Annotated in this window: 6 protein-coding genes; all 6 read right to left on the bottom strand. The window is 27.8% G+C overall.

Features of this window, described 5'->3' with window-relative positions:
- Nucleotides 1-133: 133 nt before the first annotated feature.
- Complete coding sequence (locus IPK18_11275; GenBank protein ID QQR97438.1) at nt 134-6,247, bottom strand: M4 family metallopeptidase; 6,114 nt, start codon at nt 6,245-6,247, stop codon at nt 134-136.
- Between the two features lie 79 nt (nt 6,248-6,326).
- Complete coding sequence (locus IPK18_11270; GenBank protein QQR97437.1) at nt 6,327-7,193, bottom strand: sigma-70 family RNA polymerase sigma factor; 867 nt, start codon at nt 7,191-7,193, stop codon at nt 6,327-6,329.
- Between the two features lie 226 nt (nt 7,194-7,419).
- The gene (locus IPK18_11265) at nt 7,420-8,178 is read right to left on the bottom strand and encodes a polyprenol monophosphomannose synthase (GenBank protein QQR99341.1); all 759 of its coding nucleotides are present in this window, start codon (nt 8,176-8,178) and stop codon (nt 7,420-7,422) included.
- Nucleotides 8,179-8,273: 95 nt separating this feature from the next.
- Nucleotides 8,274-9,905, bottom strand: a complete 1,632-nt coding sequence (locus IPK18_11260; GenBank protein QQR97436.1) for a hypothetical protein — start codon at nt 9,903-9,905, stop codon at nt 8,274-8,276.
- 59 nt (nt 9,906-9,964) lie between these two features.
- Entirely contained in the window at nt 9,965-11,005 is a 1,041-nt protein-coding gene (locus tag IPK18_11255) for an MCE family protein (GenBank protein ID QQR97435.1), read from the bottom strand.
- A 41-nt stretch (nt 11,006-11,046) separates the two neighbouring features.
- Nucleotides 11,047-12,273, bottom strand: a complete 1,227-nt coding sequence (locus tag IPK18_11250; protein ID QQR97434.1) for an N-acetylmuramoyl-L-alanine amidase — start codon at nt 12,271-12,273, stop codon at nt 11,047-11,049.
- Nucleotides 12,274-12,332: the final 59 nt, after the last annotated feature.

Below are 12,332 nucleotides of genomic sequence, written 5' to 3'. Positions count from 1 at the left end.
TAAGAAAAAAAACATATACATTTATATATATTATATTATATAAATTAATTTTCTTTTTGAATATAATTTATTGTTAAAAATACAGAAATTTTACATTTAGAAAATAAATAAAAATAATATGTTAGTTATATTTCTAATTTATTACAACTATTTTTTTGTTAAATAATTTAAAATTTTCTTTATCTATTACATTAATAATATAGATTCCATTTGCTATATTGTTAGTGTAAATAATATTATTAATAGATTTTATATTCTCAGATAATACTTTTCTACCATTAACGTCTAATATTTCTATTTCTTTAATATTATTTATAATTTCATCGTTGGCAAAATCTATATTAATATATGAACTTGCAGGATTAGGATATATTTTTATTTTTTCATTAAAATCTTCTACTTCTGAGTTGGCTAATTTTGTATTTGGCTTTATGCTTTCGGTTTGACCATTTTGAAAATCTCTACAGGGTACACATAAGTTTGCATATACATTTTTGTATATTTTACTATTATTTTCAGCTATTGATAAATCAAAAATAATTTTATCTGCATTGATGTCTGACGTTTGTACTATACTAGATGCATTGCTTATTGTTGTAGAATAAGTTTTGGCAGTATTTGGTTTACAATATTTGTCTGATGGTTTTATTGATAGCTTAGAAGTATATTTCTCATACTTATTATCCCAAAATATATTATAGATGTATCTCTTTTCATCTTTTGCATCTTTCTGTTTATGACAGAATACAACATCATCGACTGTATTAATTTCAAAATATTTAGGACATTTACCATATGTAAAGTTTTTTACAAAAGCAGAAGCAATACATGGATTTTTATATGTTACATTGTTACATCCACAGACTAGATTTTTAACACTTGAACATGAAATTGGAATATTAGGTGGATCAATAATACAACATTGTTTTAAATTATCAGAACATTCATCATCATCACACTCTGTTAATCCATCAAAATCATCATCAAAATTATTGTCACATATGTCACTGCAATATTTTACATGAATTGGAACATCAATAATACAGCCGTATTTGTTGGATATATGAAGTATATAGTTTCCAGGTTCATTTACTCTAATATATTTAAAATTAATATTTTCGTAGATTTGAGTTGATATGCCAACACCTGATGGCGTTTCATAATTATATGATACTATCTGAAAATCTGTACTAGGATATACTGTGTAATAAATATCTTGGTCTCCACAGATTGTTTCTATTACTTCTGGCTGATAATTTATTGAGGGAGAATTGCTTGATAAGATTTCAAAATTTATTTGTGAAGGATTGAAATATTCATCAGAACAAGGATCACATAGACTTTGTGTTTCATTGATTAGAGTAAAATCACAAGATTGTGAATTGATGATAATATTATTTTCAATAATATCTATATCTTCTTCTGTAATTTGTCCATCTAAATTAATATCTTTAGAAGAATAAATATTTGAAGCTCCTAATTCTGTTGCAATAAATTCTTTGTCTAAAATATTAATTTCGCCATCTAGTTTTGCGTCTCCTGCAAACATACAATAGGTTTTTTCGCTTAGAAACTTTAGGTTAGAATTACAGGCAGTATCTTTTTTTAAAGTAAAATCATATTCAACATTAAATGGATATTGTATTAGAGTTTTTGACATTATATCTTGATGATTTGCATGACGAACGACAAAATAATAATATCCTGCTTCCAAATTAGTAAATTCAATATTACAATTGCCATTAGGAGAAACAATGTAACCATTGTTTAATAGAATTGCGGCAGTTCTATCTTTTACAAAACAAGGATTATTCTCAGGTCTTGCTTCAATAAGCACCCAATCTACAATACTATCATTATGTATACTATGTTCTATACTTTCAGTATATAGATATGGTAAATTTGAAAAAGGTTGTTGTGTTGGTAATAGTCCAGCATTCATCAATTGTGTGCTTTGATAATTAAGCGATTTGTATGTTCCTTCTAAATACACTTTAAGACCATTGTGTCTATATTCAAATGCACCAATATCTGCTCTTACTGTATTTCTAAAATTATCATCTATATCATTCCCAGGATGAATGAAAAATATTTGACCAATTGGTGGCATTTCTGACTTATCTATTAATGGAGATTTACAATCTATCCTTAGGTTCTCTATGTTATTTATATATCTTGGATTATTATTTATTGAATTTGAGAAATATCCTTGTGGATTTTCTCTGAAATTTGTTGAATTATATAACGTATTATTAATTTTACAAAGGTTTTCACCAAACTGAACAAAAAGATTATTGTTATTAATTTTATATACTGTACTTGGGTATATATATGGTGCATCAAATGCTAAATTATTAACAGAAGCTTGACCAAAACATGCAAAAGAATTATTTTTTATTGAGACCCTTGCACCATCTTCATAATTTGAGTAATATGCTTTGGAAAATGTTCCTCCATTCATACTTATACTATTGTTATGTATAAATATTCCATCACTATTATCTATTGATATTCCATTACATGACACATCATTTGACTTGTGTATAATAAAATTATTTGTTATGTTATTAGAAATATTCAATATAAAAAAGATTACGGATGCCAAAAAATCTGTTGTATTTTTATAATACAATACATCTGTAGCTGAATTCGATTTTAAAATATTTCTATTAATTATTGATGCATAGCACTCCTCAACTATAACAACTTTTCCACTTGCAGTAATTGTAGATTTTTCAATCTTTACATTAACTGTTTTTTTTGTATGTACGCCAATATTTTTTGCTGTTATTTCTGAATTAAATACGCCACTACTCGCATTTTGTGAACTAATATTATTTACATTTGAAATATACACTCCTATATTAGCTACATTTACTGTTGAGTTCTTCAAATTACAATCTGAACAATATACATTATTATAATTAAATGAATAAATAATATAATCATCAAAACTGCCGATTAACAATCCTGTTTGGTATTCGTTATTCGTACTATTATTAAGTGAGCAACTATCAATTGATATATTTATAGAACCCTTTGTAATGTGTACGCACGCACCTGTATCAATATTAGAATTATGTACAATTTCTAAATTCTTTATTATTATATTTGTTGAATATAATATTTTTATGGTTGCTTTATTGCCACCTGTTACTTGGTTATTTATTACCTTTGCATTATTTATTCCATTTAAAATTACTTTGTATGTTTGACTGCCTATCTTAGGTATATAAGGTATTAAGATTTGTTCTTCAAAGTCTCCATTATTTCCATCAATAATTAACTGTACATCTCCATTTATTTTGCATGCTACCAATGCATCAATTGCTTGTTGAATAGTTGTAAACGTAGCATCAGGAACATTGCCTACAATATATGTGCCAGCATATGGGTTACAATCAAGCACATTAATTGTAAGGTTATATAAATTATTTATAAGATTTTGATCTCCTGCAACTCCAACTCCAATTTCAATATTATAAGTTTGTCCTGTTTCAAAGTTATAATTAACACCAATTATATTTAATATATCTTCTATATCAATGCTTGATTCTGCACCAATTAGGTTTGTTAGTGGTATTTCGTAATTTGTAGAATTAATAGACATATAAACTATATAGCTTGTTATATCCGTTTGTCCAATATTATTTAATCTAATATTGATTGGATAAGTACCACTAATGATATCTCCTGTAGGAACATTTAAAACATTTAGCTCTAAATCTGTATTATATTGTTTGTAGAATTGTATATTATCAATCAGAATACCTGTATAATTTACATTAGATTTATGTTTTATTGAAAGACCATACTCTTGTCCCCATGTTGAAGATAAATCTATTATTTCTTGTCTATAACTATTACACTCATCATTGGTTGCATTTAATGAACTTGAAAACAACGTATTATCTTTAAATATTGCTGTAGTTTGGTTTTCAGGTACAAAACTACTTTTAATCATTGTTTTAAGATTTAGATTTTGACTTGTATTATCGACACAAAAGTCTATTGATGAAATATAGGAATAATTAAATGTTGGGCTAATATAATTACTCCAGCTTTGATTATAACTTGTTCCATTTGATACTAATCTTTCTAATTTTAATGCATTGTCACTTAAATATCCAGAATTAATAATTGAACCATTTGACATAACATTTTTATTTATTAGAAAATAGTCACTTTGATCTGGCAATATTGAATTCATATCTATCCCTTCAAAATCTATCGTTATAGGTTCTGTAATTTCTCTAACATTTTTAACAAATCCAATAATTTGGCTGTTAAATGTTGGTGTTGTAAATGGATCGCCTAAAGAAATATTAATAAAATACCTTCCATTTTGAGATAAATCCACATTAAGTATGATACTTACGGTTTCATTAAAATTGAGTGATTGTGTTAATGTATAAGAAACATTTTGAACATTATTATTGATATTTAAAATAATTGGAATTATTGTTCCAGCATTTAATTCTGTACAACTATTATTTTTCAATTCAAAGGATATAGATTCAGATTCTGACAAAGTACATGCACTTTGAGGTAGCGTTAAATTTTGTAATTCAGCAGAAAAACCATCTGAGATATTTGATAAACCTACAGCATAAAGACATGCAATTATTCTTTTATACATTTCTGAGCAGTTTCCAAATTCATTGACTGCTTCTGCAATTATTGAATTTTTAAAATCTATTAAAGTATTACCACCTATACCTTGGTTGATAAGTGTATTTATTAAGAAAGCACCTGCAGCAATCTCATCAAAGGTCCCTTCTATATTATATTCATTCCCAAAATCATTTGTTCCTGAGCCTCCATTTACTAATAAGTAGAACCAATGACTAAGAATTAAACTTTTTTGGTGAGGTACATAAGTGTCCCAATAGTTTCCCAAATATGTATCTGGTCCAGTATTAAAAGCTGTTGGATCTGAAGGGTTTTCTATATTCCTAATACAATTATAAGCAGAACTTTCAAGAAATATATCTTCCCCAACTTGCCAATTATTATCTAATTCTGTGTTATGTGCGCTTAATATGGCATATATATCCGCTAATCCTTCATGTATTGCAAGTAGTTCTGTTCCACTCATAGGTATATCTATTGCATTGGTCATTACACCATGTGTATATTCATGTGCCATTATATCCATAGAAGAAAGACTATTAGCATTTACTCCATCTCCATCTCCGATAGACATATCATTATCTTGTGTATCCCAATATGCATTAAAAAAAGTTGGATCTAAATAGTAGGATCGATGCATAAAAATATTAAAATGTGTTTGTAAATTATCATATCCATGTATATTATAAATTTCAAATAAGTCCACAGCTTTTGATAATAAGAAATGTGCATCTAATGCATATGCATCCATTAATTCATTTTCCATTTCACCAGATTGATTCCAATTATTGTCTATATCTGTAAAGTTGGTATAATCAGCTGAACTTGTAGAATAGTTTGAATTAATTGTAGTATAATTCCTTTTACAATCATGTAATTGATATTCATTTAGATTATCATCAAAACATGTTACAATTTCTTTCTCACCATATCTGACTGTTTTGGCATTGGCATTAGTATGACATCCTTCCTCTTCACCAAAGATACCTGGTCCACAATACATCAATGTAGATTCTGTCTTTATAATTTGTGAAGTATTTGCATCTACATAAAAGGATTTATTAACTGGTTGTCCTGCTGAAATTTTATAACAATACTTATAGTCTATTACTGAGTTTGACTCTGATATAGGATATATTTCTGGCAAAACATTAATATTCCTTTCTGCAATTGAATTTAATATTTCATTATAATTTTTTGAAATCATTGGAATTGAATCGAATGTTTTAATAATTGCTTTCGCAATACCAATTGTATCTCCAACATTAAATAATTGATTATTATGAATATATCCATTTCCACGTACAAACAGACCTTCTTTTGAGTGAACATGATATGTTGCATTATTAATTTTTATATCATTATAATATTGTTGATAGACTTGATGTCTGAACCCAAATTTATCGACAAAATCTTTAGCGATTTTAAACTTATAGCTTTCATCTAATTGAATATTATTGATTAGTATATTTTGGAATTCATCTATTTTTAATTTTACATTTGTCTTCGGTGTTAAATTGTTTAATTCTCCATTAAAATACTTTGTTAGTTGATTTGAAAATATGTACTGGGAAGCTAAAATACAGCACATAAATAATAATGACTCTTTTTTCATGTTTATGAATTTTAGAAATAATTTTATTTTTATTATGTAGTTTTTACTTTGTAAAGAAAAAAAAGTGTATCGTATATTACTAATCAAAAAAGGATCTTAGTTCTTTGGTATTTTTATTTCTTCTGATTTTTTTCAGTGCTTTGTCTTTTACTTGTCTTACTCTTTCTCTCGTAAGATTTAATTTTGTGCCTATCTCATCTAAACTATATGCTTGATTAAAGTCATTCATTCCGAAATAGTATCTGATAATTTCTTTTTCTCTATCTGATAGTATTTGTAAAGAGTGTTCTAATTCATCTGTGAGAGAGAAATCCAATAGATTTTTATCTGGTTGATTATCATCATTAGATTGCATTAAATCTAAGCTAGTCGTTTCGTCATCATCTCCGATTGGTGTATCTACTGAGAAATGAAACATTAATGTTGCTCTTAGTGTAGCTAGTTCTTCTGGTTTCATTTCTAGAATTTCTGCCAATTCATCGTTTGATGGTTCTCGCTGATGTTCTTGTTCAAAAGATTGAGTAGCATTAACAATTTTATTGTAGATAGTTGCTTTATTCATTGGTAGGCGAACTATACGTGGTTGTTCAATTAACGCTTGTAAAATAGATTGACGTATCCACCATACTGCATAAGAAATAAATTTGAATCCTTTTGTTTCATCAAATTTTGTGGCAGCTTTTATTAAGCCTATATTTCCTTCGTTTATTAAATCGTTTAATGAAATACCTTGGTTTTGGTATTGTTTTGCTACAGAAACAACAAATCTTAGATTTGCTTTTATTAATTGCTCCATAGCTTGCTCATCTCCTTCTCTAACTTTTTTTGCTAATATTACTTCTTGCTCTTCCGTTAATAATGGAAGTTTTGATATTTCTGATAAATACTTTTCTATAGATTGGCTATCGCGCGATGTAATTTTTGATGTAATTTTTATTTGCTTCATAAAATTATATTTTTAATAAAATTATTTAGATATAATATTGTTATTATACTAAATAATTTACAGACCAATATCTAAGTTTTGGAAAATATTTAATGATAGAAAAAGAAGCTGATTGTAATATTCCACAAATCATAGGCATATCAGTTTAATTTTTCAATAAAATTTACAAAATAGTTCTTCGTCTAAGATACGAAATAAATTACAAAATGTTACAATTTGTTAAAGATTATTTTATCTTTTTTTTAGATAGAAAATACTTATCTCTTAAACTTTGCCATTTCATTTGAAGAACACCTAGTACTGCTTCTTTGATGATGCTTCCTGACATTTTAGATGTGCCTAATTCTCTGTCTTTGAATATTATTGGAACTTCAATAATTTTTAGACCTTGAAGCCACACTGCAAATTTCATTTCTATTTGAAATGCATATCCTAAAAAATAGATTTTGTCTAGATTGATGGTTTGTAGTGTTTGTCTTCTATAACATACAAAGCCTGCTGTTGTGTCTTTTACACGCATTCCTGTAATGATGCGCACATATTTTGATGCAAAATAGGATAGGAATAATCTGTCCCATGGCCAATTAACAACTCCTCCACCTTTTACATATCTTGAGCCTACTGAAAGAAATGCACCTTGATTTTCACATGCATTCAACAAATTCAATAAATCATCTGGGTTGTGTGAAAAATCTGCATCCATCTCAAAAATGTAGTTATATTTTTCGTATTGCAATGCCCATTTGAAGCCTGTGATGTATGCTGTACCTAAACCTAATTTGCCTTTTCTTTCTATAATATGAATTCTATCTGGATACTCCAACATAAGTTGTTTTACAATATCTGCAGTACCATCTGGTGAACCATCTTCTATAATAAGAATCTCAAATCTTGTAGATAACTGCAATGTATAAGGAATTATTTTAGGAATATTTTCCTTTTCGTTGTAAGTTGGAATTATGATAAGACAATCTCTCAAGACTATATATTAGTATTCAAAAATAATATTATTAGTTTAAAGGTATAGTTAAATAATTTTATAAATATAAATCATTGTACAAAGTATACATTAGTATTTGTCTATTTTTCTTTGATGGTGTACAGCATTTTATGTTTTGAAACAAAATTTTCATAATGTTGAACATTTCTAATTACATCATATTTAGTTTTTGGCTTTAATTTCCACTCCCATTTAAATCCATCTAATTGATAACTTGTTGTGGTAATTTTTTTCATTGGTGTAAATGTGGCTTCTGGTGCATTGATTAATGTGATTGTTTGCAATTCTCCTTCATCAAAAACCATTGTAATATTGCCTGAAGTAGATTGATTGCCACCTATATAGCCATCATCATCATCTTTTGTGTAATATATACTTTCTGCATTTCCATCCACAGTTAAGATTTTCATTTTATTGTCTTCTATAGATATATCTATATTTTTCCCTTTTACTTGGTTGAAAATATCTTGTTCCTTCCAATAGACTATAAATGCATTTTGGAATACTTTAATTTTGTGCAATTGTTCGTTCTTCATATATATATGTATAGAATCTCCAGACAACTGAGTAGAATCTATCCAAAGTATTGGGTTATAATATAATCTGAATACAGAATCTTGCTCTGAGTAAAAGATAGAATCGCACACAGCAGAAAAGTTTTTGCGTATCATCTTTACATGATTGTAGCCATACATTGTTCTTACTGAATCTTCGTGTTCTGTAGAATCTTCATCTATTCTGTTTACTAAGATTTTATAAGAAATAAGTGTATCTGCACTTAGATACATAGTATCTATTTCTATTGTTGAGTCTTTTTTTTCTGTGCTGATAGAAATCATCAACGGATCATCTACTGCTTTTACAAAGTCGTTTTTTTCTGTGTAGATAGATTGTCCACTAAGTATTGTGATATTTTCTGTGGTATCTTGAAAAGAAACATTACCACGAGCAATGGCATTTTTGTTGACATTATCGTAGTCTATCTCATCTCCTATTATTTTTTTATTCTCTTTAGTAATTGTTGTATTTGCACCAAAGTATGCTTTTTCTGTTTTTGTGTTATAATTTCCTTGATTTGTAATAATAATATTGCTGTCTTTGTCTATTATTTTAGTTTTTGTAATAAAGTAGACAATTTCTGTATTGGTATTATAACGCATGGAATCTGAGTAGATGGTAGTTTCTTTACTTTTTAGCACCACATCGTGATAAAAAATTGCTTCTGATTTTTTATGAAAGTAATATCCAATTTGACTAGTAAGTACAGTATTTTCTTTTACCATTCTTCCGCCATTTGTGTAATATCCGATATCTGTTTCTGTGTTATAATTAAATTCTGGTGCAGTAAGTACCATTCCTTTGTCGCGCATAATGGTATTTCCTGTAAGCTTTGCTTGTTTTTGATCTCCAAAGTATTCAAGAAAATTTCCCCACAAATCTATTGAATCACCATCTTTGATGTGCACTGGGTTTCCATATGCTGTGAGATAATTTGCTGTAATGTCTAAAATTGCACTATCGCACCACATTGTTGCTTGTGCATCATTTAGAATTACATTTCCAATTAACTTACGATATTCTCCAAACTCAACAAGCTCATATAATAACGAATCTGTTTTTTGGATTTTAATTTTCTTATCTGGTTGATTTTCATTAGTTAATGGTGGAAAGTATTTACTCTTATCATTTGATAGTAGTGTAGAAAATATCATCAAACAAAATATGAAGTAATATATTTTGTGTTTTTGATTCATATACGAAAAGTAGTATATTACTTATTGTCTATAATTTTCACTTTCTTTTTACTCATTATAGAAAGTGAGTCTGTTGGTGATTCTACCGTTACATTTTTAGATTTATCAATCAATGATAAACTTATGTATTTTTTAGGATTTTTCTTCAAATCATTTAATAAATCTGTAAGTGTAGTCAATGTGTTTGAGATATCAGTATGCAATGCATCATCGTTTAGTAATTTTGCAATACTGCCATCACCTTCATTTACTTTTTTGAGTGTAAGTTGCAATTGTTCTAAAGTATTTTTTGCAGAACCTACAGTTTCTTCCAAATCTATTTTAGCTAATTTACTAGATAGTGTATTGAAATTTGATAAAATGCTATCTATTTTTCCTGATTCTTTGTTGAATGTTGCAGTAAGTTTATTTACATTAGTAAGAATTCCATGTAAATTGTCTTTTTCTGCAGAAAAAGTATGGTCTAAGTTTGTTGTTAATTTATTGACTGATTGTAATGTTGCAGACAAATCAGTCATTGCTTTTTTTAGTAAATTATTTTCGCCACTACCTAAAGAATTATTCATATTATTAACCAATCCTTCAACTGACGACATTAGACTTTCTAATTTTGGTTTCACTTGTGTGAACAAATCTACAGCTTGTTCTATTGAGTTGCCCATTGCTGTACATGGTAATGTATCATTTTCTGATGCAAACGTAGATTCTTTTCCTCTAATTAAAGCAACGCCCATTTTACCCAACATATCTAAAGCTACAACTTGGAAGCGACTATCTTTTGGTACTTCAACATCGCTATTTAGTTTTAAAAGAAAGATAGCTTTATTTGGATATGTTGAACTTCTAGATAATAATATCTCTGAAACTCTTCCGATACTCACACCATTTTCTAAAACTTCATTAGAAACTAAAAGTCCACTGGTTCTATCTGCAACGCAAACTATGTATTTACTTCTTGAAAAAACATCATCTCCTTTCAAAAATTTATATCCAAGAATAAATGCAATTATTCCTATTATGGTCAATGCGCCTACAGCAATTTCAGTTTTATTATTCACTTGTAAATTTACTTTATACGCAAATATAAAAAAAAATTAATTTATTTTAAAAATTGTTTTGCCTGAGTAGAAGATAATCTTGATCCATTTTGGTAAACTACAATAAATGCGTCTGTATATCCTTTCTCTTTCAAACTTTTTTGAACACTTACTGCTTTAGAAAATGTATCGAATGGGCCACTAAGGTATTTGTATAATCCATTTGATTTCTCGTAATGAATATATGGTGCTGAACTATAGATTTTATTTTTTTTATCTATTGCAGCTGAAGATGCTTTTAATTGCACTTTATACAATATCTCTTTTGAGTTGTTTTTTGTATCTATGTTTGTAGTTGTATTATTTTCTTGTGTTATTGTTTCTACTTGAGTTTTTGCTTCTTGAGTTGGCTCTATTGTCTGAGTTTGGGTTTCGCTTACTTTATCTTCAATTTTTGTAGTTTTTTCAATATAATTTATTTGGACTGCATTCTTTTCAATGTATGTTTTATAATCTTCAAAGGCTTTAAAGATTGATTCTGACAATTCAGTTTGTCCTTTATCTGAAACTAAGTATTTTTCTTCTGTTGGATTACTTAAAAAACCTGTTTCTATTAAAATAGATGGACAAGTTGTTCTGTACAATACCCAAAATCCTGCTTGTTTTACACCACGATTATATCTATTTAATGTGTTAGTAAAATAATTCTGGACACGACCAGCTAAATATGAACTTTGCTCTATGTTTGCATTTTGTGCTAAAGACATGGCTATCATTCCTTCTGGTGAATCTGGATCAAATCCATCGTAATTCTTTTGATAATCTTTTTCTAACTTAATTACTGAGTTCTCTCTCAATGCTACATCTAAGTTTGCATCAGTTTTGTGCAAACCCATTAAGAATGTTTCTGCACCAGATGCTGAAGTATTTGGATTTGCATTACAATGCACAGAAATAAACACATCTGCTTTATTTTTATTCGCAATTTCTGCTCTTTCTTGTAATGGAATAAATACATCTGTTTTTCTAGTATATATAACTGTTATATCTGGATATTTTTTTTCTATCAATTTACCAACTTCTAAAATTACATTTAAGGTTACTGTTTTTTCAAAATTCTTCCCAGAATAACCTTTGCAACCAGAATCATGTCCACCATGCCCAGCATCTAAAACTATAGTTTTAAGTTTATAATTATTTTGGGCAAGTACAAAATTTGAGATTAATAAAAAAATAAAAAAATTGATATATTTAATATTTTGGCTAATAAAGTTATTTTTGCTACACATATTCTTTTACTTTTGAGATTTCAGTATTTGTATATATCTATCAGTTTGCTACTGGCAAT

This window comes from Sphingobacteriales bacterium (assembly GCA_016699615.1).
Taxonomy (GTDB): Bacteria; Bacteroidota; Bacteroidia; order Chitinophagales; family JADIYW01; genus JADJSS01.
This window is presented reverse-complemented; position numbering and strand designations above follow the sequence as displayed.

Excerpts from the sequence above, each read along its gene's own strand:
- IPK18_11275 (QQR97438.1), bottom strand. The coding sequence starts at position 6,247 with ATGAAAAAAGAGTCATTATTATTTATGTGCTGTATTTTAGCTTCCCAG.
- IPK18_11270 (QQR97437.1), bottom strand. The coding sequence starts at position 7,193 with ATGAAGCAAATAAAAATTACATCAAAAATTACATCGCGCGATAGCCAA.
- IPK18_11260 (QQR97436.1), bottom strand. The coding sequence starts at position 9,905 with ATGATATTTTCTACACTACTATCAAATGATAAGAGTAAATACTTTCCA.
- IPK18_11250 (QQR97434.1), bottom strand. The coding sequence starts at position 12,273 with ATGTGTAGCAAAAATAACTTTATTAGCCAAAATATTAAATATATCAAT.